Genomic DNA, 25,413 nt, shown 5'->3' with positions numbered 1-25,413 from the left:
TCGGCGTGATGACGGTATGAGTCCAATTTAAACCTCCGGAACTGGAAAAAATATTCGAGCAAAAACGCCTTGCCGCTGCTCGAAATATGTACATAAACACAAAACCTGTATTTTGTACATATGTATGCATTATGGCTCAAAGCCCTTTGTATCAAGACTTTCTTATTATTATTATGATGTGCCACATTATATAACTCTCTTTATGAGTAGTTCTCCTCGCTTAAAATACTAAGTTGTCTTTCTTTATGTGCCTGATAATGAAGCTTTGCGGAAAGCTGACTCGTCTTCTGGTTGCCATGGAACAAAGCCGAGCCAGATCGAGCCACGTGGAAATGATGAGCTTACTCTTACTACTCGTCGACACATAATGAATGCCTTGATTATTATTCCGATGTTTTGTTTACACACGCCAACAAGACTCCCCGTTAACCCCACCTAAATTGCCCCAATAAACCGAGCAATACCGTCCTCTTGACTCACTTTGTTTACAAGTGTAAACTAGAAATATCGTTTACACCCGTAAACATAGTACGTAGAAAAAGGTGACTAAGATGAGCAACTCTCCCCACATAACCGAAGCTGAAAGCGAAGTAATGAAGCTTCTATGGCAGAAGGAACCTTTGTCTGCTAGTGAGATCATTTCGAAGTTGTCGGATCAGATGAGCTGGACGGACCAGACGATCAAAACCTTCCTTAACCGCCTGCACAAGAAGCATGCGATTCGTTTCGAAAAGGCCGGCAGGAATTATCTCTATTTTTCGTTGGTTTCACAAGAAGAATACTTGAAAACCGAGAACCGATCCTTTCTAGACAGAGTTTATAACGGGGCCGTAGGCATGCTTTTTACGAAATTTCTTGAGGAAGAAACTCTATCGGAGAAAGCTATCGAGGAGCTTCAACAACTGCTGGAAAAGAAGAAGAAATCATGATATTCATGAGTTCGATGTTCTCCCTTATTTTGAATGCATCGTTGGCGTCGGCGGCAATCATTTTGCTACTGCTCTTCATTCGGAAGTTGTTCCATCTGCAGCTTACACCTAGACTCATTCATGTCTTATGGTTCCTTGTATTAATTAAATTGCTTGTACCTATTGGTCCGTCGAGCTCCATCAGTTTGTTTAATTTGGTGCCGCAAACGATAACAGATAAATGGACAACTGATTTCAGCCATCCTGCTGATAATTCCGTGGAACAGGGAGAGGATAACCACCCCCTTTCCCCTGTCAATTTCGAATCCGGCTACGAAACGAAGACAACCTTACAACAAAAAGCAAAAGAAAGCCCGCCTCCCGATTTATCCGCATCCAGGCTGGTTACTATTTCGGATAAAGAAACTCCTCTCTCTTATACCGGCGAGGTAAAACGGGGCTTGTCAAATGCACTTACAATCGGCTTATTTATCTGGCTTGCAGGATTAGCATTACTCGCTATTTACTACCTGATTGTGACACTAAGATTCAGAAAACAAGCCAGGTTCTCCCGCCTGATCAACAACGAAGAGGTGCTTTCTGTTCTTAAAGCGTGCAGTAATAAACTGGGCATTAAACGAACCATTCCCGTTTATGAAACAAGTTGTTTTCACAGCCCTTGCATCTACGGAATGACAATGCCGAGAATTTATTTGCCCGAGGATATCGTTATAATTGCTGATTCCCGGCAGTTGACACATATTCTACTGCACGAGCTAGCACATTTTAAACGTAAAGATTTATGGTTCAATTCATTTTGGACGTTAGCTGTTTGGCTGCATTGGTTTAATCCTTTGGTTTGGCTGGCTCGGCAAAAAATGGCTTCCGATAGGGAAATCGCCTGCGATGCGGTTGTGCTTGAGGCGCTGGGAGAGCGGGAATCTTCGTCGTACGGCTTGACACTTCTTATGCTGTCGCGTTTATTTTCGCGGAGTTCATCTTCACGGATTTATCTTTCCTATTTCTTCAACAACAAGAATGAGACGAAACGGAGAATTACCATGATCACGAAGTTTAAACAAGGTTCATACCGGCTGTCTGCGGTCGCTATTTTAGTGATTCTAGTCTTAGGCGCAGTTGTGCTGACCAACGCGAATGCCGAATCGAATGCCTCCCAGGCAACGTATTCCAAGCCGAAAAATACGGTTTCCTCTTTTCAGATCGACAGGCTCATACCCTCGTTCAAATGGTTTAATAATCTGAACCGGGCGCTCGCTTTTTCAAAGTTTGACTTTAAAGTACCTGACTATCTGCCCGAAGGTTATCACCTGCAAGATGTGGAATTGAATGAAAATTTCAGCAGTGCGCATAAAGCAGACTTGATTGAATTCGTAACGATCACTTTCGTATCGAACTTTGGCCATACAGACGAGCAGAATATCGTGGTGTACGCTTCTAAAGGAAAGGGCACCTTACTGGAGCATAATTTGTTATGGGGCGCTTCTTCTTCTCATTTTCAAAATACACAAGAGCCGGGTCGCGTGCTTTCCTACAAGCAGGAAGACCTGATCGTAGGCGATGTTAAAGGTGTTTTGTACACGGGTAAAATGCCCAGGTACAAGCAAAAACCAGCTATGGCCAAAAGTTTCGTATGGCAGGATAACGATGTAACGTATTCGATTAATTACTTTAGCAATGATCTTTCTCAGGACGAACTGGTGCCAATCGTGCGGTCATTTGCCTTGCCTAACCAAGTTCAAAATGTAGACTATAAGGGTGAGGGCAATTCATACCCTTTATACGACGAGACGGATTTGCGAGCGGCGAAGACTATTCTTGGATTTCCCGTGAAGTTCCCGTTCGACATTTCAGATTTTGGTCTTGAACTTTCCGATTCGCTTATGTTGAGAGCCGACGATAAGAACACCAGATTTCCCATTAGACCGGTCTCGGACACCTTGCTGAATTCTTATGGCGTTCCTTACAATTCCACTATTTATGAAATGAATGACAGTGTCAGTTTATATCAGAGCAAAGCACCCGTCGTAGATGCGAATAAGTTGTCGCTCCTACGGAAATTTGAGATCGATGGCATTGAAATTTCCGCATATGCAGATAACGATCATATCTATTGGGAGCCTATTCATTCTGATAACAATAAGTTGAAGTTCAAAACACAAACGTATTACATGTGGCAGCAAGATGGCATTTATTACACGGCCTCTTTCATTGGGGTGGACAAACATCAGGAAGAAAACCTGAAATCCCTAGTGCTTACTCCTGCCCAATGACCGGGAAATAAGTTCGTTATCATGAGAATCAGTAGCACATAAAGAGGACCAGTTCGTCACGTCGGTCATTACGTCAAAATATGAGTTTTGGAACGGGGTGATGAGGAGTTGGACAAAGCGCAGCGCATTAACTGTCTGAGAGAAATGGAGGTGTTCTGTTACCGGCTATGCTACACACAGCTCCGCAGCGAGGAAATGGCTCATGAAGCAGCAATGGAGACGTTACTCCGGATTTGGAGGGACGACCGCTTTTTCAATAGCGGTGCGGATCAGGCAAAGCTCCTGAAGCGCCAGGCGTCCGAAGTATGCCTGGCGTCATTTCCCCATCGCAAGAAGACCCACACCATCGCCTGATGGCGAGAGCCGGATGCCAATTGCATCCGGCTCTCGCTATAGTGTCCGGTTGCTTCCATTCCAAAGTTTACTGGTGCCTTTCAAATTCTTTTTTCAACCAGAGCTTATTATTCTGCGCGATGTATTGCTCTGATCGGATTAACAACTCCACGAGCTCTGACTTTGAAAGCTTCATATAACGCCTGCTCCTCCTGTGGCTTACTTAACCGAAATCTATTTCGATGCATTTGCACCATGCTGTTCTACCTGAATAAAGCACAAATTTATGGGATGATTAAGCTCCGTCGCCAGTAAAGAAGGTCAACGGAGCTGATTTAGCGCTGTAACTCCAGTAAGGATTGTCTCCTATCCTCAAACCTGCCTCTCTTCATCATCGACCAATGCGACGGTTTGCGGTCCATTCGGCCATTGATTGCCCGATATCGTGACGTTTTTGCACGCCTTAAGCTGAATGGGATATGACATGACATGATGCGGCGGATAGGAATCGCTTTTTTCAATGACGTTGTCGACAAAGCGGATTCCATCGACAGAATGACCGTAAAGGATACCGGTATCGAACGTTACGAAGCGATTTTTCTCAATCGAAATATGGCGATGATAGCATTCCTCGTTCGCCTTCGGCCACTCAATCTCGGGATCGATGTCGATAACGGCCTTTCCCCACTCCGGACAGCAATAATTACAATCCGTGAATTCATTATGGCGAATGATGACCTGTCTCACGGCTCCAGACTCGAACCAGTAATTGACGTCTCCGGATATTTTAATGCCCGCCCCCGGGGCGCTGATCTTGTTATGCTCCAGCAGCACGTTGCCTGAAGTGGTGATCAAAAAACCGCGGGCACGGTTTGACCTGACCGTCGTATTCGTAACGGTTAAATCGGGTTGCCATAACGTATTTCCGACACCGTCATCAATTTCCATTTCTTCCGGCAGCGGCTGTTCAAATTCCAGCTCCACATAATCCTTATTTAGCACTTTCAAGTTTTTGACCGTTAAGTTCGCATAAGTCAACAGCGAGTCGCGTCGCACGAATTCAAGCCGATCGCCGGGATCGGCGATTTTGATTCCCTTCGCCATGTCGTGCGCGAGTTCAACCAGCAGCCTATCATCGCCGAGCCTTTCGGTTATTCTGGCATAAATGCCGTGCACGTTGCATGGATCGTCCAATTGGTTTTCAAATAGACAATGGTCAAGCGTCACCTTGCCGCGACAAAATACGAAGTGTGTGGCATCCGCGGTGGCGGTTACGATACGGTCCGAGCCGGGTCTCCGCATCACATTGATTTGGTGCAAGTGGATATTCGTACACCATTGCGCAATGAGTCCCATGCCCGGTGCATGGTGCACGTTCACGGATGCCACGCTGACGTTTTCCCCGCCGTTGATGAAAAAAGCCGAATTTTCTCTTCTGCCGAACCGCATGACGATGACATTACCGATCCGCGGGAGCTTCATGTTATCCCCTTGAAAAGTAATGACGCCCGAGCGCGATTGTTCGATGCGGACTTTACTGTAGTTCCCCCAGCTTAATTGATCTCCGCTTTGATAGGCAGGCGCTTTCGTCTGTTTGTCGAATTCGTTCAATCCCCATACTTTTTCGGGTTTCCCGCCGAATGTGAACCATACCGCATGATCTTCGACTTTATATTCGGTTCCCTCCGGTATTTGAATATCAAACGATTCATGGTCTGCGCGAGAAACCGTGCCCTGCGCAAACATCGGTTCCTTCCAATCGATGACAAGATTCCAAACAAGCACTTTGGAGCAGTTTTCAATGACGAATGGAATCATCGGACCATGAAAAATAAACTCCGATCCTTGTCCGTCGACCGTTAACCCGCTCCGATCCGCCAAGTGGAAAGCGATTCGCCGCCATCCTTTTTGATCGTGATTCGAGATGAACAGTTGCCTTTCTACCGCCTTGTCAGGCCAAAAATGATAGTTTCCACGCGGAAATACAAGTACGGCGCCTTCAAGTTCCTTGCAGGAATCCAAACCCTTGTTCCGGTTTTGCGCCAAACTGCTCCATTCGGATGATCAATTTTTTACCTCCGAGGAGGTACGCCATTCATATTGAAACCGGTAAGTCCCCGACTCTAATTCCAGCGTAACGCGATTGTCGTGGAGCGCTACGATCCGAACCCCTTCCGCTTCGCCTAGTCGGATGCCGTGCTCCGTCACCCGATCCTGCAAAGCGTTCGGCAATTCCAGCGTAGCCGTCGTATTCGGTGGAATCTTCACTTCCATGTTCATCTCCCCGTTCTCCAGCTTCCATCCGGACACGACCTCGCCGTACATGGATTGGTAAGTCGCTTTGGCGTAATTTAACCCTTCGCCCGGAAGAGGCCGAATCACAATATTTTTGAATCCCGGCTCGGCTTCAACCGTGTCAATTCCAGCCACGTAGCGATAAAACCACTCTCCGATCGCGCCGAATGCATAATGATTGAAGGAGTTCATATCCGCGCTCCAGAACGAACCGTCCGCTTTTCTGCCATCCCAATGTTCCCAGATGGTCGTAGCCCCTTGTTCGACGGAATACAGCCAAGACGGATAGTTGCGGGATAACGCCAACCGATAGGCCAAATCATTTCTGCCGATGTCCGACAGTGTAGGGCAAATATAGGGGGTCCCAAGAAATCCGCTAGTCAGCTTATACGCCGATTCCTCGATGAGCCGAATGAAGCTTTCCTCCACTCTCTTGCGAACCGGACCTTCGACTAAGCCGAATTGAAGCGCTAATACATGCGCTGTTTGCGTCGGGGATGATAGTCTTCCCGTGCGCGTAACGAACTCTCTATTGAAGCAGTCGCGAATGTTCACGAACAGCGCCTCGTACTTTGCCGCTTCCTCTCTTTTTCCTAACGCCCGCGCGGATTTGGCGAGCAAATTCGTCGAATGTGCGTAAAACGCGGTTGCGATAAAGTCTTTCGGCGTCGCGCCCGTAAAGCTCCCCGCAGGAGCATCGAGTGCCAGCCAATCCCCGAACTGAAAACCATCGTTTCGGAGATACTCCTGTTCCCCCGAATTTCTCAAGAACGCAACCCATGCTTTAATGCTGTCGTATTGTTCTTCCAACAATCGCAGATCCCCGTAGCACGCATACATCGTCCATGGACAGATGACCGCCGCATCCCCCCATCCTGCCGCCGAATGCATCTCCCAACCCGGCAGCGTGTCGGGAACCGTATTGGGCACGCCGCCATTCGGCAATTGATCCGCCTTCAAGTCTCTTAACCACTTGGTAAAGAAAACGGCAACATTCATATTATGGGCTGCCGTCCGGATGAAAACCTGAGCGTCGCCCGTGTATCCCAATCTTTCGTCGCGCTGCGGGCAATCCGTCGGTACGTCCAGGAAGTTCCCGCGCTGTCCCCAGACGATGTTGCTTTGCAATTTATTGACCAGCGGATCCGAACATTCGAATGTACCCGTCTCTTCCAAGTCGGAGCTAATGACATGCGCGGTAAAATAATCGGGAATTACGTCACCCGGATATCCGCTCACTTTCGTATAGCGAAAGCCTTGAAACGAAAACCTCGGCTCATAGCGTTCGTTCCCCGTCCCTTTGCATATATAACGGGTCATCTGCTTAGCCGAACGCAAATTATCGACGTATAGATTGCCGTTCGAATCCAATACTTCGGCATGAGCCAGTTCAATAAGCCTACCCGCTTCCCCCGTCACCGAGTAAGACACCCATCCGGTCAGATTCTGGCCGAAATCCAAGATCGTCTCTCCGCTCGGCGACCGCAAGACCCGCTCGGGTTGAAGCTCTTTTACGACTGCCGTCGGTACGTTTTCTTGCGGAAGCAGCATATGGTTGCCGCGTTTCATCGTTTCGACGGGCAGCCAATTTCGATCGTCGTACGCCGGCAGACTCCAGCCGTCCTTCTCGAGCCTGGCGTCATAGCTTTCTCCGTCATAAAGGGAAGCCATGACGATCGGACCGGTCTCCGCTCGCCAGGAACCGTCCGTAACGACGGTTTGCTCACTGCCGTCTTCGTAGGCGAGATGAAGTTCAAGCAGCGCAGCCCGGCGATTGCCGTAAAAATCACGGGGATGGCCCCCGATTCTGCCTTTGTACCAACCGTCCGCAACGGTTATTCCGATCGCATTATCGCCCATACGGATATTCGCCGTCACATCGTAGGTTTGCGTTTGAAGCCGTTTGTGGTAACTTGTCCACCCCGGCGCGAACAGTTGATCGTTCAAGCGATTGCCGTTAAGCTCCAATTCGTACAGTCCGAGAGCGGTCGCATAAATTCGGGCGGAGCGCACGGGGGATTTCGTTTCAAACGTTTTGCGGAAAAGGGGCAAAGCTTCCGCAGCACGATCATGCTTCCCCGGATCGAGCGTGATCCATTGTGCCGTCCACTCGCTGTATTCCAATATCCCCGTCTCGAAGAAGGCGGTCTGCCAGTCGCTTTCCCGGCCTTTGGCGTCCCAAGCACGCACGCGTAAGTGGTAGACTTGACGAGACGCAAGCGGACACCCTTCATACGCGATGTGCACCGATTGATCCGAGTCCACCTCGCCGGTATCCCAGATCGGATTGCGGAATTGCGGATCGTTCTCGGATACTTGAATCCGATACGCGCCTTGTCGGATTCCCCTTCCTGTTCCGATAAGTTTCCAGCTGAACCGTGGGACGCGCACGCCGATGCCGATCGGATTTCTCCTGTATTCGATGCGTAGATCCGTAATGCCGAAATCGATCGTTCCGGGCCTCTGAATATTCTCGATTATGAAGGGATCAGCCTTTAACCGCACCGGCAACGAGTCCTTTCATCATATATTTTTGCGTGAAGAAAAACAGAACGATCAGCGGCAAAGTCGCCATGACGCACAGCGCGAAAATCGGACCGTAATCGATCGATTGGGTATTCGCTTTGAATTGGACGACTTGTGCCATCAGCGTCATTTTCGCGGGATCCTTCAAATAAAGCAGCGGACCGAAAAGATCGTTCCAGATTCCATAAATGTTCAACATGATGAGCGTCCCCGTCGCCGGGAGCAGGAGCGGAAAAATAATCATCCAGAACGCGCGAAGCTTTCCATACCCGTCGATGGCAGCCGATTCTTCGATTTCCCTAGGGACGGATTTCGTAAATCCTGCGTACATGAACGTCGCCATAGGGAGCGCGCCCGCCGCGTACAACAAGATCATGAAGGTGCGCGTATCGATCAGATGCAAGGCAACCCCCATTTTGAAGATTGGAATCATTCCCGTTTGCAGCGGAATCACCATGCCGGAGATGAAGAAATAGAAGAGAAATTGAAAGAACTTGCGCGGAATGCGCGCAATGACATACCCCGCCATGGAAGAGACAATGACCATCAGCGCGATCGATCCGGCACTAATTGCAAACGTATTGAAAAAACCGCGCAAAACGTTCACCTTTTCGATGGCTTTCTCGTAATGGCCCCAATAGAATGAATCTGGCATCGCCAAGGGCTGATACAGTTGATCGGGAGATTTAAAACTCGTCAGTATGAGATAAAAAATCGGATACAAAAACAGCAATGCGATCAATAACAATAAAATCTCCAACGTTAGGCTCGTACGGTCATTCCGCTTGGCGGAGCGCTTGCTCATCACATCTCCACCTCTTTGCGCCGCATGACCCTCAATTGAAGAAGCGTAACGGCCATAATGAAGATCATCAGAACGATCCCGCCTGCGATCGCATAGCCGTACGTATTTTCCCGGAATGCGGCATTATAGATGGCAAGCGTAAGGGTGTAGGAAGCCGAACCGGGACCGCCTCCCGTCATGATATAGGGAATATCGAACATTTTCAGGCCGCCTACGATGGTCAAGAACACGACGATCGTTGTCGCGGGCATGAGCATCGGAAGCGTAACGTGCACAAACCGGTTGACCGCCTTGGCGCCGTCCATTTTCGCGGCTTCATACAAATCCTGGGGAATGGCTTGCAGACCGGCCAAGTAAATCACCGCGCAATACCCAAGCCCTTGCCACTGCGTCAGGGCGATAATGGTCGGGAACACGGATCGCGTATCTCCCAGCCAATCGCGTTCCCAGGGATTCAGGCCCAATTTTTCCAGAAAATGATTAAGCAAGCCGTCGTATTGCAAAATTTGACCCCAAACGATAGAGGTAACCACAAGACTTACGACAACGGGCAAATAAAACGCGACTCTGAGCAAAACCTTCGTACGGAAAGAGCGGTTCAGCAAGATCGCCAGCAGTAAGGACAAGGGGTTCTGAACGACGATGCCGAAGAGGGTGATCAAGATCGTGTTCTTGGCCGCCTGAAGCATTTTGGAATCTTCGAGCAAAAATGCGTAGTTGTCCCAACCTATAAACTTGGCGGGACGAATGGAATCCCATTCCGTAAACGAATAATACACGCTTGATGCGAAAGGGTAATAGACGAACGCGACGAACAACACGGTTGCCGGAAGAATGAACCAAAAACCGGTCCACCACTCCCGGGTACTGGCTTTTAACATGATCTCACCCGTTTACTATTCGACCGGCCGCGCTAAGCGCCGGCCGGTCGAATTGGAATAGTTTTTGATTACTCTGCAGGAAGAATGACCGTTCCTTTGTCTTTCTCCAGCTTTTTCTGGGCTTCCGTCAAATCCTTCGGATCGAACTTGATGCCCGAAGCTACTTTCGTGAACGTTTCCACGAGCGACGTCATAGCGGAAGCGGGCACATAAATTTCATATCCCATGCCGGATTCCGTCTCGTCGACAACCTTCAATAAATCGTTTAACGCGGCGTTCGGATAGTCGAGCTGCATACCCTGAATGGCCGGTACCGTTCCGCTGCCTACGTTAAACGGTCCATACACTTCCGGGCTCGCGATGACGCCGACCAAGTCTTTCGCTTGCTGCAGGTGCTTGGTTTTGGCGTTCACCGAAAGAGATTGGTCAATGCCTAATGACAGCTTGGCGTACCCCTTGTCCGTTCGGAACGGGAAGTAGCCGAGATCGAATGCGGTATGGCCTTTCGTTTGGAAATTCTCCTGCGCGGTGCCGGGCATCCAAGGACCTTGAACGATCATGGCCGCTTTCCCCGAGGTGAACAGCTCCGCGGATTGCGGCCAATCGATGCTAAGCGCCGTCTTGTTCAAGTAGCCCTTCTCAACCATTTCTTGCAGATGCGTCATGACCGCTTGAACTTCCGGACCGTCCAGTCTCTTCTTGCCTTCGTAAAGATCTTTGCCGAAAGTCGGGCTGCTCTCGTTGCCGTAGGGCTGCATCCACAGGTTAAAGGTCATGCTTGCGGTCCAAGCATCCTTAAATCCGGCGGCAACCGGCGTAATGCCCGCCGCTTTGATTTTCGCGAATGCGCTTTCCATCTCCGCCCAGGATTTCGGCACTTCGATCCCGAGGTCGGCAAATATTTTTTTGTTGTACCAAATCCCGCTCGATGCGATGCCCATAGGCAGCGCGTATACCGTATCTTTGGACGAATACGCGCTTTTCGTTCCCGGATTCAGCTTAGCCGCCCACGTCTCGCCTGACAAATCCGCCAAATATCCGACTTCTCCGAACGCAGCGGTTTTACCCTGATGGAAAAAAACGTCCGGCGCCGTATCCGAGGCCAGCTCTGCCTTCAGCTTATCCGCATACGTATCCCCAAGCGTAATATCCCATTGAATGGAGGCTTTCGGATATTTTTCTTTGTAAGCCTTCTCGACGTTTGCCTTGAATTCTTGCATGAAGGGCCGGTCGTCGATGAACCAGGCTCCGATCCGGATCGTAAAGGAATCGTCGGTTCCACCGACCGAGCCGGCAGAGGTTGCGCTTGCTTCGGAAGCGGCCGAGTCCGGGGCTTTCGAAGTTTGGGCATCGTTTGCTTTGTTTGCTCCGCATGCCGAGATCAGCGTGGCCAGCACGAGGGTCAGCGATGCGAGAAGCATTCTTTTTCTTTTCACTAGATTTGACCTCCTGATTGTCGAGTTCGGTTCGGCGTCGCCCGGCGACGGCGCCTCCCTATTCATAAGCTTATACAATCGATCCGCGGATCGACATGTGTCTATTTGTCTTGAACTGTTCTGTATTTGTCTTTAAGCCTTATATTCGCCGGGCGTTTTCCCGGTCATTTTCTTAAACAGCTGGCTGAAATGGGCGGCGTCCTTAAATCCCACCGCATAGGCCACTTCATAGTGCTTCAAGTTGGTCGTTGAAAGCTTCTCCTTGGCGATGCCGATCCGATGCTCCCATAATAAATCCCTAAAATTACGCCCCGTTTCTTTCTTGATGAGCCTGCTTAAATACGAATAATTAACGAAAAGTTTGTCCGCCAGCATTTGCAGCGTGATGTCCTCCATATAGCGGCTTTCAATGAACTTCATGGCGGTATCGATGTAATGAGCAGAAGCGCTTTGTCTGGCAGAACTTACGAGCGTTGCGGTTTTCTTCAGAAACTGTTCCATATAGATCATCAAATCCGAAAGAATCGTAAAGGACAGAACGCTTTTGCGAACGGCGATCGTCTCCTCCGGGCTTGGTTGAATGCCGAAGGAATGCAGGGCTTGGCCCGCCGTCTCCACCATTTCCATACAGGCCTCCTGAATGCGCGTCTTGCTTATTCCTTCCAACATGAACGTTCGATTCAGGTTTTTTAAATAATCGGAGATTGGCGCTTCATCTCCTTTGCGCAACAGCTCGGTCAGTTCGGAACGGTTCATCTCCGATTGCTCCCGCTTCTGTTCCCGCATCGAGAGCAAGGCGGAGTAAGCAACGATCGAATTCCGTCCGATCAGCATCCGGTAATCCAAGCAGCTTTGGGCTTGTTCAAGCCCCTTCCGAAGCGCTGCCGCGGAGGGCAAAAGATCGCTGATGCCGATCGAAACGCTGTAACCGAACGACCCTTGGATCGCATCCAGAATATGCCGGGCAACCTCCATCGCTTCGTGCGCCGATTGTTCCTTCGGAACGGCCGGGGGCATGAACAAAACCAAATAAACGCCGCTTTGCGACAGGGACGACCAGTAAGGATGCGGGTGCAAGGTCATGACGTCGGCGATGAATTCGCGTATCGCAAGGTTCGAAAACGGTTTTCCCGTATCGGCCAGAATACCCGCATTGTCGATTTCGACGGAGAGGAAAACCGCCGATTGATTCATCGTTTCGAGCTCTGCAGGCAGACCGGTCTTTTCCCGGTCCGGCGTCGCGGGGGACAACAGCATCCGGATCCATTCTTCCTGTTGAACCCATTCCGGTCTCCGGCGATTCAACCGATGATCTCTGATCCACTTCACGCGTTCCACGAGCTCGTCTTCGTTGAACGGTTTCGTAATAAAGTCTACGGCGCCTAGCTTGACGGCCTGTTTGGCATATTCGAATTCGCCATGCGCGGTCAGAAAGATCACTTTCACATCGGGGAAGTCTTCGAGAACTTGTCTGGTCAACTCGATGCCATCCATGTAAGGCATTCGAATGTCGGTTATTAACACATCCGGCGCGTCAGCGTTCGTTCTGCTTAACGTTTCGTAGGCTTCCCAACCGTCGGCCGCTTGTCCGACGATCTTGCAGCCAAGACGATTCCAGGCCGGGAGGGAGACGATATAATCTCTGACGGCTTTTTCATCATCTACAATAAATAGCTTCATGGTGCTTGGATCCCCTTTTCCGATAAAAAATCCGTTGACTCGTTTAATATGATCGGCAAAAGCAGCGTTACGATCATCCCTCGTTCGCCTTGCCGCTTCTCCATGCCATAACGATCGCCGAAATGCAGCTTAATCCGGGATTCGATTCCTTTCAAGCCGGATCCCATCCCTTTGGACACGCGGGGATGCGTTTGTGCCGAACCGCCGTTGTCCTCGATCTCGATCGCAAGATTAAACTGGCTCTCATAAGCTCTGATATCGATTCGGCCTATCCCGCGAATATGATCGATTCCGTGAATGAACGCATTTTCGATGATCGGTTGAAGAATAAGCTTCGGAACCTCGAGCCGTTTCAAGTGTTCGGGCAAGTCAATACTGTACTCGAATCGGTCCTCGAAACGATATTGATGGATTTGCATATAGGTTTTCGCGAATTTCATCTCGACGTCCAGAGAAACGAAAGCTTCCCCCGGCGAAATCGAAAAACGGATAATGCTGGACAAGCTTTTCACGACGTAAGGGATCCGTTCGATATTTTCTTTGGATTTGGCCAGAATGCTCACGTATTCCAGGGTGTTGTGCAAAAAATGGGGGTTGAAATAAGTCCTGATCGCAGCCAATTGGGCCTCCTTCTGCTCAATCTCTGCTTTATAGACCTTCTGGATCAATTCCTTCGTTTCCAGAATCATCCGATTAAAGCTATGACAGAGCTGCGCGATCTCATCGTGGGACCCGAAGTTTTCGATTAACTGGTAGTTTTCTTTCTGCGCTTTGCGCATGAGTTTGCTTAATGTAGCCAAGGGGCTGGTGATTTTTCGCAGCACGTAATAGGTAATGACGATGACCGCGATCCAGGACGCAAGCGCGACCGCGACCGAGAAGACGGCCAGCCTTCGGATTCCCGCGCTCGCTTCGGAAACGGGAATGCGGCTTACATATTTAAAGCCCGTCCATTTCGATTCTCTTTCCGTTGTTATCGTGTCTCCCGTCGCCGGCGAGGGAAGGAGCTCGCCGATCGAACGCTGAAGGTCGGAGGATAACACGACATTGCTTGCGCTCGTAATGAAAAAAGAACCCGTGTCGTAGGAGTCGTATAAAGAAGTCACTTTGATCGGATCCAGCAGGACGACCAAATTTCCGAGAACCGTTCCCATTTCCGGATCGACAAGTTGCAAATTGCAGATCAGCCGACGATGATCGACGAAAAACGCCCACTCCGGAACGCCTTGCTTCTCGAACGGCATGATGACGATCGCATCGTAATATTGAATGTCGGAGCCGGCACCAGCATAATATTGTTTACCATGAACGTCGAAGAGATGAATAGAGTCGGCGAGATCGCCAATGTTCTTGCCCATGTCGTCCAGCTCGATTTGCAGCATTTCTTGCACCCTTTCCTCCAACGCCGCTCGTTCGGATGGCGCCAGCGGATACTTGTCCGGCGCCGAAGCGTTGCGAAGGAGAACGTTGACGAACCGATTGTCGCCGATGCCGGCAGCCTCCCTTGCGAATGCTTTAAAAACGCCGTCGATTTTATCCGAGGTCTCGGCCATCGTTTGCTTGAAAGACTGGTCGACATTATTTTCAATAATTCTTTTCGATGTCACGTAGAAGGTTGCGCTTACAATGATTAACGGTACCAGCGTTAAGAGAGAATAGATAAACATCATTTTGTAGTGCAATTTCGATCGAATGAACCGAACGACTCTCACTGGTGAACCTCTCCTTGTCATCGACCGTATTCGAATGCATGTATCCTCTTTATCCTCCCAGAAGGCGGCGGCAACCGTCAATGCGTTGTTTTGCTTTATCCATTCTGTATTTGACAAAGATAAGAGCTCCTTTCCGGTAAGTCCGGTAGGAGCTCCATCGTCATTTTGGGCCTCGTTCTCTTATCGCAGCGAGAAGAGCTTTGCAACTTGGTCGCCCGTCAGCGCCCGGTCATATAATCGCAATTCGTCCATGTCGGCTTGCGCGTAATCGATATTCGAGGCAGATTGATAGCCGAGACGAATGGGATTCGCTACGGTCATCAGTCCTCCTCTTATCTCTCCTCTCATGCCCTCTTCCTCGCCGTCCACGTATACACGCGCATTTTTCCCGTCATAAGTAACGGTGACCTGATGCCATTGATTGGGCTGCAAGGGCCAATCAAATGCCGCAACCGTACTGTACCAGCGCGTTTCCGGCGTACTCATGACGAAATGTCCCGCTCCGCTTGGCAATATCGTCAATCTGAACGCATTGTCCGTATCTCCGCCTTCCTTGCCGATCAAGGAATAATTGAGCTTCGGGAGCCTCGCCATGTTCACCCATAGGGAGATGGTAAATTGATCCTTGCCATCCAATGCGCTGCTATCGATTTCGGCATAATCGTCTACGCCATCCAGCGAGAGCGCGTTGCCTGCGACGCCGCCGGGTATGATCCCCGCTCCGTTCTTCAACTGGGCCGGCGAACCGGATCCGGAAGATTCCACAGACGTATTGCCCGTCTTTTCGTCGAATTTCCATGTCGATACCGGCACGGGTAGTTCCCCCTCCTGGCCGGGCTGAACGAAGCAACGCGATTCCGCTTGCAAAGTGTCGGCGATCTTTTGCTGAATCACCGGATCGAGAACGGCATTTTTCTTATTCTTATTGTCTGGCTTCCCTTTCTTCTGCTTCTCGAGCAGCAGCACCCAATCTTCGTTGTTCGGCTTGGCGGGAATGCACCAGCTAGAAGTTTTTGCCTTGACCGTCTCCGGAATACTGTAGTACACCCCTTGACGCGGGTCGAACCAGTAAGCATTATATATTGCGGTGTTGTCCATCTTCTTCAATGTTCCGGTAGCTGCATCGTCGTTGTAAAAAAAGACGACATAGGTGTTGTTACCGTCCGATGACAGCAGCGATCGGGTAGTGTCCTTAAATGAAGCCCAGGATCCGTCGTTAAATCGAGGAACGAGCGCCCACCATTTCAGCGCGCTATAAAATCTTTTGAAATCGGTCAATTGATCTCCCGTTTTCAAATTCGCGCCGTCAAACCACCAGTAGTACCGGCCAGGCATCTCGGAAGCCGTTCCGAAGTCGTCCGGTTCTCCCTTTTTCGAATAAATATCGTTCCACACGCCCGCTGCCCCATACCCGTACCCGTACATTCCATACTGAAACGCTTTATATGCCGCGCCCAATGCGCCTCTGTTATCGGTCCAAAATTGTTCGTAACCGCTTTCGTACAACACGTCGGGTTTGGATGGAGAAGCATTCCAGAAGGATTTGGCTACCCTCATGCCGGAAAGATTGCCCTGCCACTGAACCGCCCAACCGTCATGATACGGTTTGTCCGCCCAACTGGAGCTCGCAGGCAGCGTCGAATTCGTACTTTCCATATGCGGCATGATCGGGTGTTTGTACGCGTCGTTGTCGGTCAGGCTTTGCCCCACGGCATACCACTTGCCCATCGTTTCATCGTTGTAGTTGCCATACATATTTTTGTCGATTTCTTGCGCGATCGTCCAGATGACCGGATATGCGCCGAAGCGGGCCACCCAATATTTCGCGATTCGTGCCATATACGCTTCCGAATATACCGGATATTGGGCCGGGTCAAGCGCCCATGTCACTTGCGCATTTGCATGAACTAGACCGCTATCGGCGATATATTTGAACTTCCGATCCAGATTGCGGAAGCCTTCCAGATCGTCTGCCGTAAAGCCGTCGCTCAAATTCGCCGTTTTTTCTTCATCCGCTCCGGTATGCGTTCCGCCATGCGGCTGCCAGATCGGCTCCGATTGATATACGGTGAACCCTTGGTCCTTTCGTTTGTCGACCATGTACTTGAACTGCGAAGCGACGCCGGGCGCATTAGACGTGGAGAACCGCTCATGCGGCAGGATCCAATGCGTATCTCCCAAGTAAAAGAACGGCGTTCCGTCCGCATAACTCAAGTGCTTGCCACTGTCGCTCACCTTCAGAAATCCGTGCTTGTAAATATCCAGGTCGCCTTTGTACTTCTGACTCAAAACTTGGCCGGCTTGCTTGTGAAGCCCTGTATCGGACGGATCAGAAGCGGAGACCCGATAGCTCCACATCCCCGGTTTGGTCGGTGCGAACCGGATTTTCCATGTGTTTCCGCCATCCCAATAGCCGGGTCGAGTAATGATCGTTTGACCCGGACCGGAGAACGTCGCCGTAATTTGGACGTCGTTGAACGGATCTGAATACACCTTTGTACTTTTCAATGTAATTTCCGCGACTTTCCACTGCTCGACTTTGACGATGGGAGAAGCATGGTTTGCGGACCCCTCCGGGGCGTTCGATCCGGCCCACAGTCCAAGCACAAGCAAACAAACCATCAATCTGGCTACAAGTCCCCGTTTTCGATACATCGTACGCGTCCTCCTTCATATCCTGCATGATTTCAGATCAATCATTCTTCCCAAGCGTTTCCCTCAGTAGATTGCAAATTCATAGATGACAGGTTGCATGGCTCCGGAAGTAAAATAGAGCCGCGCTTTGCTTCCACTGACTGCAGGAAAAGTAACGGTTCTTGGCGTGCTCGCATCGCCAATCGTCGTTCCCGTGTACGCCGTGGCCCATGAAGAACCGTTCCAGTATTCAATTCTGTAGCCTGTCGTGCGGTTTCCGTATTCCGTGATTATCGCTTTGCTGAAAGTTACAGATTGTCCGAAATCAACCGATAGCCATTGCCCGGAGAACATTTGATTGCCGGCTTGCCAGTTGGTCGCGAGCAACCCGTCAAACGCCTGATAGGCGGATTGACCGGCATCGTACTGTGAAGAACTGCTGTAATTGGATATGGGTTTATTTAGGGCATGATTTCGATTCAGGAGTTCAAACTCGTAGATAATAGGTTGAAAGCCTGTACCGCCCGTAAAAAATAGTCGAGCCTTACTCGCAGTGACGGTTGGAAATGTAACCGTGAGCGGTGAGCCATAATCGCCAATGGTCGTTCCCGTATAAGCCGCAGCCCACCCCGAGCCGTTCCAGTATTGAACCTGGAATCCCGTCGTACGATGGCCATATTCGCTTATCACGGCGGTATTAAAGGTTAAATTGCTGCCGAAATCGACTTGTATCCATTCATTCGCATAATGCCCCGATGTGGCTTGCCAGTTCGAAGCGGAACCATCGAACGCCTTTGCGGCAGTTTGGCTGGCATCGTATTGCGAGGAACTGCTGTAAGTTCGATTAAGCGCCAAATTCTGAGTCAAGAGCTTGTAATACGCAATGGATTGCGGACTAATCGCCATCCCGCTCTTTACGGCAATGGCTTTCAGGACAATGGTCTCGGGGTAAGGCGATGTAACCAGCAAAGGACCGGTGTATACTGGACTTGCCGTCGTCGGCGTCGTTCCGTCGGTTGTGTAATAAATCGTTGCACCAGTAGTGGTTGAAGTAATCGCTACGCCCTGCATGGAGTCGTATGTCCCTCCACCGATGCTCATTGTTGGAGGATTCACCGTATTCGTGATCTTGGTAACCCATAATGTCCAATCTTCCGTAGAAGGTTGGGTGGGAATACTCCATTGCCCTGATGCGTTCGGAGAAAATCCTGGGTTTATCGTCGAATATTTTCCGGTACGCGGATTAAACCAGCTTGCCATATAGGTTTCTGAAGCATTCAAGCCATTCAGCGTACCGCTATAGGTCGTTGTCGTTGAAGGCAAATACGCCACAATCGTTGACCGATCGACGTTTGTTTTGGCAGCCGGTCTTTGCGTTCCCGAGGGAGCCCCGATCCAGGAAATAACGGAAGCATCGGGTTTCAACGACCACCAAATCACAGCCTCGAAGAAGTCTTTCATATAACGCATTTGTTCTCCGGCCGGCTTATCGATGGCATTGTACCAGGGAGTCGGGGCACCTCCCCACACTTGCCAAGTGTCATTGCTGTCCCAAGTTGCTTGCCATAATCCTTCAGCGCCATAGGAGAACCCTGCACTGCCAGCCATATTCGCATTCCAGGCTGTTTCCCTCGTATAAGAAGATGGTATACCGTTAATATTCTCATAATTGGCCTCGGCTTCAATTACAACTTTGTTCGGCGTCGCATTGTAATGATTCAACCAGTAACTTTTGTCCAGTAAAGCGCCATGCCCTCCCTGCAGAAAATCGATATGATACGCATTGTCATTGCGAAATGCAATCGTATTCGTGTAATCATTGTGAAGCGTATTCGCCCGTTTATATACATCTATAGCGTAGGTGTAATCGAGTACGTTTTTCCAACTGGCCGCACTACCTTGACCATACTCCCCTCCGCCTGTCCACACCGTTGGATAAGCACCGTACCTGGCCACAATATACTTGGCCATTCTTTTGTAATCATCTTCGTTGCCGCTGTCCAGCAGCCTTCCCCAGTCGATGCCCAACGCTGCGACCAGTCCATTTTCAACCGCATATTGAATGCGAAGATCGCAGTTTTGCCAGAAACCGGGGTTCAAGTCAGAAGCGAATCCGTTCCAATTCAAAAGAGAATTCGTTGCGCTGTATACCTTAAATTCCCGAATGGAAGGAATACTGCCTCCAGCTGCTCCCGTGATCGAAATCCTGAAGTATCTAGCCGTCGCCGTTACGGGATCGGAGAAGCGATCTCCGGAAACGCCTGCCGATCGGTCTACCAGCGTCGTGTAAGCGACATTATCGGCAGAACCTTCGATTTTGTAACGCCACGTGTCGTTCGCTCCGAATAAAGTGTCGATTTTACCAAGCGTCGTATTGGATTTAAGATCGATGGAAAACCATTGGGGATAAACGTTTGTGGCGGCCTTCCACATCGTCCCTTCTCGATTGTCCAGCGCTTTGCTAGGGTGGGCCACGTAACTATCGTATAGGCTGCTCGACGTAATAAAACTCGATGCATTCGCGTCATACCGATTGTAATTCCAAACATGACCGCCCTCATTGTAGGTCCCGCTCGAACTCACATCGCCCTGCTCGAAAGCAAAAAAGTTCATCTGATAGACCGAATATCCTTGTTTGACCCGTTGATCCACCATTGCCTTATACTGAGATGACCATCTCGAATCATTCGAAGCAGACCATCTTTCCCGAAAAGACAGTCCCATCCAATGGGTGTCCGCCAACCAATAGAAAGGCGTTCCATCGTTAAAGGTCAGGTAGCGATTCGAAGAATCGGATTTTAAGAAGCCATGTTTATAGATGCTCAAAGAGCCCGAATAAGGTTGGCTCACTACAGTTCCGGTTTGTCCGTGTAATCCCGTATCCGTCGGATCTGAAGCCGTAGTCATAAAGGTCCAAGTGCCTGTTACGGTAGGCGCAAAACGAATTTTCCATGTATCTCCCCCATCCCAAAAGCCTGGAATTGTTAAGCTAATGCCGCCGGGTCCGGTAAACGTGGCGCTGATATCTACATCCAAATAAGGGTTGGAGTAGCTTTTCGAGCTATGCAAGGTGATGTCTACCGCTTTCCACAGTTCGGCAGCATAGGCGGCATGCGCTCTCGGAACTGAAATAGACAACTGGCCTGCTACAAGCGAAATAAATACGACCATCGAAGTCATCAACAGCATAATTCGGCTTTTCATTTGCGGATCCCGTCCTCCTCAAGAGTACTTTAGATGAGATGATCTTCTTTTCCGATAATTAAGCGCTTTCAAAAATATCTTAAGGGAACGACCTCATCGTTTACATGTGTGAAATTTGCATTACCTATTCTATATTTTACTCTACAATGCGTACTTGCCATGCCTATTTGCCCTTTACCGTAATAAAGCTGCCCGCTAGGTCATATCATCGACGCTTCGTCTATCGGATATTCCCAAAGCCCAAGTTTACCCTTCGCTGGAATATAGGGCTTCAGCAGACGGAAACCCGCTATTTCCCACGCAAAATAACCTGGGCTGTAATCGCCTAACAGGAAGTCCTCCCCAGTCACAACCTTCCCGACATCCAGAATGGCTGACGTATCATTAGCGTCAATGACTTGATAACAATTTGTAAGCTCGCAAGTTGCAAGTATAACCCCCGTAGGGAGGTTTTGTTCCGTATAGCCATTCTTGGCGAGTAAAGAACGTATGGGTTCATGTTTGCAGGCTTGCTTATCGACTTTCTGGCTTGCATGAATGGCCAACGGTCCGCGATACCGGGTCGTCCAGGATCTTGTTTCATAGAGAGTCTCTCCCTGGACAAGCAGAGTCGCCCATGGTTGAATCATGGATAATATTTTCATTCCTCCACACTCCATTCCTGTTCATAATGAAATACGATTCCCCAAACATCTCGAGACTTTCCATTCCCGCATAAAAAAGACGCAACGGCCAATAACAAGAAATTGATCCCATAAAACACAAAAAAGCCGCGAATGCTGCGGCTTTTTAATGGGACAATGTCTTTGACTTCCGACATCTTCGGCATATTTGCCCGTCAAGTTCGTAGCGCCGCTTGAATTCCGGGTCAGCGCATAGGTGACATTGTACTAATCTATTTTTGTAGACGCGGGCGATCCCAGGATGATCGACAGCACCGGCATCAAGCCGTCCGCCATACGAAGGAAGCCGAGATCGGTTGGGTGAACGCCGTCCACCGTGCATTCGTCGAAGCGGTCGCCAAGCAGCTCGTCGCCATCCTGAAAGTAAATATTCGCATCCCCTTCCTGCCTCAGTCGCTCGACCGTTTCCTTGCCGAACGCCCGGGTATCAAGCCGTCCCTGTAAGGCAGCTTCGTCGAAGGCTTCCCTTGCGTAGCGAATCTTGGACACTACGAGAATAGGCACGTCGGGATGCGCTTCTCGGTACAAGCCGATGAATGTCGGCAGCGTCTCCTGGTAGCGCTCGGGCGTCACATTGGCAACATAATCGAGCACGAGCAGTCCGGGATTGTCGATCTCGGCCAGAATACGCGCCACCTCCGGCTCGCCCTTGCCGTTTCCCGAGAACCCTTCATTAACGAACTCGTACGGGAATCTGCGGCTCAGAACGTTCGTATACGCCATGCCAGGCCGGGAGGCACAGCCGCCCTGTGTAATCGACGTGCCGTATACGATAATTTTGCGGCTATCTTCATACGGCATCGGCGGTTCAATCACAGCCTCCGGAGCAATACCGATCCATATTTCCCGCACGCCCTGATAGAGCGGGAGATTGATTGTCACCTCGCGCGGCAGCGCCGCCAGCCGCTCGAACAGCGGATGGCAAATCTCCGTCGCCGCGGTGCTCATACGCGTCGTCCCGATGTAGGCTTGCGCCCCGAAGCCGCCGATATAGCCGTCGAAGCCCGGAGTATATTACATATTAATGGTAATTGTAAGTGCGTTCGGAATTCTTTCTTGGCATCCGTTCCAACGCATCTCCAGAACGAAGCCGTCCTCTTCTTTCATAGAAGCAACGATTGTGGATTTCCCTGCAATCTTCATATTTTTCCGCAGAATGGTACTCTCGCCGATCTCTTAAAGCGCTAACCTTTCAATTGTCGCTCAAGTGATCTCCCTTAAAGCTCAATTGCCGTATCGTATTGCGTTATAGCGCCCGATGCGGCCAGAACCGCGAAGGACAGCGGCCCCAAGCGAACAGGATGCTTGCTGCCCCATGTTTCGACAACGCCCTGATTTTCGGTTTCCAACAGGTTATATAAAATGACCTTCTCGCTATTCTTGAGCCATACCAGCCCGATATGGCTTCCCTCGACGATGTGCGGGAACGCCCACGAATCTTGACCGATGCGCGCTTGGAGCAGCGATACTTCCGCAGCATCAGGCTTTGACGTCGCTGCAGGATCCCAGGAAACCAGATTGGAAGCCGTAGACTTTAACGCTTCGATAAGCGCTTTATTTTTCAACGCGGCCTTTTGGTCAAAAATCACTTGTTTATAGTGAGACAGTTTCGCTTGCCATTCCGGCGTTATTTCATAATCTCCGAAAAACAAGAGTAACTCCCCGTCATCATCACATTGGTCCGCGCGCAAAGGTTTGACCGGCAAGCCCGCCAACACCGGCAAACTGGTCGGGATGATGGGCTCTGCATAAGCGCCATGCGTCCCGTAAGCGAGATGAACCGGATAACTTCTTTCCCCGTCCGCGCAGTCTTTGTCGAACGCTCGCAACACCGGAAGCGCATCTGCTATCGCTTTCCAATAGCTGTCATCCATCGCCCATGTGCCGCTCATAAAGAGGATGTTCTCGAGCCCGGCTGCAATCGCCAGCTTCGCTTTATAGACCAAATTAAGCGCCTTTAAAGACCGGGGAGGAAAAATCGTCGTCTCGCTAAACGCGAATGGCTTTTCGATAAAGTTCAGGTGGTACGCGATGCCTAGCATTTCTTCGCCTTTTGCGTGCGGATTGGCAAATTTCCCATCATTGAATTGATGTTCCCCTACTCGGAACAGCGTGTTCGGAATCCGCTCCCGAATCGCAGAAATATCGATTCCGTGCCGTTCGTCGCCAAAGTGCATGACCATGATCCCGGGCTGCACGCCTTCAATATCCGTCGCCTTCATGACAGCCGTAATTTTGTCGCATTGAAAGGCAACCCAATCCTTCATTAGAGCCGCGTCCAGTCTGTCGGCAATTTGCATCCTCAAAGTTTCTCTTGTCTCTTGACGACGATAAATCGCATTGAATTCCGCCACGCATGCATCGCAATAGCATCCCTCAATATTCTCATTTAAGTTGCCGACGCGCAGATCGTCGTCAAGAAACACTTCTTTAAAGCCTGCATCGCGGAGCAGCTCGGCCGCTTTCCCGTTGTCTTCGATCAGACAAGTATCGATCGCCCCACAATAATAGGCGTTTTCCCCTCTTTTATCGATCCGATAATGCCAATGCTCGGGAATTTTAAGCTTTGAATCGGGATCGTCCGGGTTAAGCGAATTGCCCGGATGACCGACAGGGATCGTCAGTGCGCCGACTTCAAGCCCGTTTTGTTCCGCATAGGCCTTCGCCTGCTTAAGCGCTTCGAGATCGACCATGTCGCCGGAGAAAAAACCGGCAATCCAAATTTTCTCGATTCCGGCCTTTTTCATATTTGCAACCAATCCATCCCGTGAGGATAATTCCAGCAATGGCTCATGGGCCATGCTATAATGCATCTTCATCTTGGATCACCCTACCCATTTTCGTTTGGCGTTGCGGATCTCTCGATTCCTTATTCTACCTCAATTTATTCCAAAAAAAGCCGCGATAAAAGCGGCTTTAACTGGGACAATTTTATTGAAAGTAATCGAAATAACGGTAACGTCTAGCGGAATGGATGAACACTCTCACAAGGCCCTTGTGCAAGGTTAAGAACTAGATCCCCATAAACTAAAAAAGACTGCCAGGGAGGATCAAAGATCACCCTAACGGTCCTTATAGGTTTGGTAGACATCCGAAAATTGATTCACGCTTAAAGCCTGCAAATATACATCTAATTTTGTCGATACCGCCCCTTTTGAGAAGAAAAGATGCAAATGCGCATTTATTTTCCTTTATCAGCCAGATTTGCGGCTTGTGCTCTGAATTTACCTGCACATTTGCAGTTATTTCATCAAGCGCCGTTGGTCGGCAGAAAATACCTGTACAAATGCAGGTATTTCGTCTCGCATCACATCCGAAAAGCTTCGGCACGCTGAACGCGCACATAACGGGCCATGAATCGTCGCCGACCGATTTTATCCTTGCTGCCCTTCAATGACAATCAGCAGTACCGCGGCAGCCAGCCCTAACCTGCGGTCCAATCGGTTGTCCGTATCGTGCGAGAAGTCCAGCTTCAGTTTTCCGACGAAAGGATTGAAGTCCTGCTTGAACAGCGCAATCGGCACGCCGTCCATCTCGACATGGAACTTTTGCGGAATCAAATTGGTTAAATATCTTCTAAGCAGCGCAAAAATCGCGCTGTCTTCCTTAATGAGCCCGATCTCTCTCTCGCTGGGATCCAATATCGCCCACTCGTCCTTCAGGAGCGTCGACTTCACGCCTTTACGGCGAAAAGAACCTAGATTTTCGCCCGTTGTCGAGTCGACGACGTCATAGCTCGCGGAGAAATCGATAATGCTGCGCGCCTGAATGGAAATGAGCTCCTCTTGCATCGTGTTGTCGGCAAACAGCCGAATATCTTCTTTCAGCTTAAACGCCTTCATCTTCGAAAATAACACCGGTTGTCCGCTGCTATCGAAAATATCTACGCTCGCTCCCACAAGCGACGTAATTTGCTTTCTGACGAGGTATTGCGTATGCATAAATTTAGGATTCATGGTTAGCCTCCATTGACTTGAATTCCATCATAAAATCTTAAAATTCGACAAGGCGATGGAAAACCCTTC

The 25,413-nt window shown here is 49.9% G+C and carries 15 protein-coding genes; 2 read left to right on the top strand and 13 right to left on the bottom strand.

Going from position 1 to position 25,413, the window contains the following annotated elements:
• Window positions 1-551 precede the first annotated feature (551 nt).
• Both ACFSR7_RS33205 and ACFSR7_RS33200 read left to right on the top strand, forming a co-directional pair.
• Window positions 552-929 (top strand): BlaI/MecI/CopY family transcriptional regulator, encoded by a 378-nt coding sequence (locus tag ACFSR7_RS33205; protein ID WP_091171005.1) that lies wholly within the window; start codon window positions 552-554, stop codon window positions 927-929.
• Entirely contained in the window at window positions 926-3,199 is a 2,274-nt protein-coding gene (locus ACFSR7_RS33200; protein WP_378168940.1) for a M56 family metallopeptidase, read from the top strand. Before ACFSR7_RS33205 ends, ACFSR7_RS33200 begins: the two co-directional genes overlap by 4 nt.
• Window positions 3,200-3,904: 705 nt before the next feature.
• Here the strand turns inward: ACFSR7_RS33200 and ACFSR7_RS33195 are convergent.
• The 13 genes from ACFSR7_RS33195 to ACFSR7_RS33135 form a co-directional block, all read right to left on the bottom strand.
• A complete protein-coding gene (locus tag ACFSR7_RS33195; protein ID WP_378168939.1) occupies window positions 3,905-5,578 on the bottom strand; it encodes a right-handed parallel beta-helix repeat-containing protein in 1,674 nt (557 codons plus the stop codon).
• Between the two features lie 18 nt (window positions 5,579-5,596).
• A complete protein-coding gene (locus ACFSR7_RS33190; protein ID WP_378168938.1) occupies window positions 5,597-8,332 on the bottom strand; it encodes a family 78 glycoside hydrolase catalytic domain in 2,736 nt (911 codons plus the stop codon).
• Window positions 8,316-9,158 (bottom strand): carbohydrate ABC transporter permease, encoded by an 843-nt coding sequence (locus tag ACFSR7_RS33185; protein WP_378168937.1) that lies wholly within the window; start codon window positions 9,156-9,158, stop codon window positions 8,316-8,318. Before ACFSR7_RS33185 ends, ACFSR7_RS33190 begins: the two co-directional genes overlap by 17 nt.
• The gene (locus ACFSR7_RS33180; RefSeq protein ID WP_378168936.1) at window positions 9,158-10,039 is read right to left on the bottom strand and encodes a carbohydrate ABC transporter permease; all 882 of its coding nucleotides are present in this window, start codon (window positions 10,037-10,039) and stop codon (window positions 9,158-9,160) included. Before ACFSR7_RS33180 ends, ACFSR7_RS33185 begins: the two co-directional genes overlap by 1 nt.
• A gap of 68 nt (window positions 10,040-10,107) precedes the next feature.
• Window positions 10,108-11,475 carry an ABC transporter substrate-binding protein gene (locus ACFSR7_RS33175; protein WP_378168935.1) on the bottom strand — a complete coding sequence of 456 codons (1,368 nt, stop codon included), beginning with the start codon at window positions 11,473-11,475 and terminating at the stop codon, window positions 10,108-10,110.
• Between the two features lie 132 nt (window positions 11,476-11,607).
• Window positions 11,608-13,155, bottom strand: coding sequence for a response regulator transcription factor (locus ACFSR7_RS33170; RefSeq protein WP_378168934.1), 1,548 nt, complete (start codon window positions 13,153-13,155; stop codon window positions 11,608-11,610).
• Complete coding sequence (locus ACFSR7_RS33165) at window positions 13,152-14,762, bottom strand: sensor histidine kinase (RefSeq protein ID WP_378168933.1); 1,611 nt, start codon at window positions 14,760-14,762, stop codon at window positions 13,152-13,154. Before ACFSR7_RS33165 ends, ACFSR7_RS33170 begins: the two co-directional genes overlap by 4 nt.
• Before the next feature lie 285 nt (window positions 14,763-15,047).
• Window positions 15,048-17,522 carry an apiosidase-like domain-containing protein gene (locus ACFSR7_RS33160; RefSeq protein ID WP_378168932.1) on the bottom strand — a complete coding sequence of 825 codons (2,475 nt, stop codon included), beginning with the start codon at window positions 17,520-17,522 and terminating at the stop codon, window positions 15,048-15,050.
• A gap of 63 nt (window positions 17,523-17,585) precedes the next feature.
• On the bottom strand, window positions 17,586-20,705 hold the full coding sequence (locus ACFSR7_RS33155) for an apiosidase-like domain-containing protein (protein WP_378168931.1): 3,120 nt from the start codon (window positions 20,703-20,705) through the stop codon (window positions 17,586-17,588).
• A gap of 200 nt (window positions 20,706-20,905) precedes the next feature.
• Window positions 20,906-21,349, bottom strand: coding sequence for an ASCH domain-containing protein (locus ACFSR7_RS33150; protein WP_378168930.1), 444 nt, complete (start codon window positions 21,347-21,349; stop codon window positions 20,906-20,908).
• Between the two features lie 246 nt (window positions 21,350-21,595).
• Complete coding sequence (locus tag ACFSR7_RS33145) at window positions 21,596-22,336, bottom strand: SGNH/GDSL hydrolase family protein (protein WP_378168929.1); 741 nt, start codon at window positions 22,334-22,336, stop codon at window positions 21,596-21,598.
• A 269-nt stretch (window positions 22,337-22,605) separates the two neighbouring features.
• The gene (locus ACFSR7_RS33140) at window positions 22,606-24,207 is read right to left on the bottom strand and encodes a hypothetical protein (RefSeq protein ID WP_378168928.1); all 1,602 of its coding nucleotides are present in this window, start codon (window positions 24,205-24,207) and stop codon (window positions 22,606-22,608) included.
• 555 nt (window positions 24,208-24,762) lie between these two features.
• Entirely contained in the window at window positions 24,763-25,344 is a 582-nt protein-coding gene (locus tag ACFSR7_RS33135) for an LURP-one-related family protein (RefSeq protein WP_378168927.1), read from the bottom strand.
• Window positions 25,345-25,413 lie beyond the last annotated feature (69 nt).

Source organism: Cohnella sp. GCM10020058 (assembly GCF_042683485.1).
GTDB lineage: Bacteria > Bacillota > Bacilli > Paenibacillales > Paenibacillaceae > Cohnella.
The sequence above is the reverse complement of the archived record's forward strand: the minus strand, read 5'-3'. Positions and strand labels throughout refer to the sequence as shown.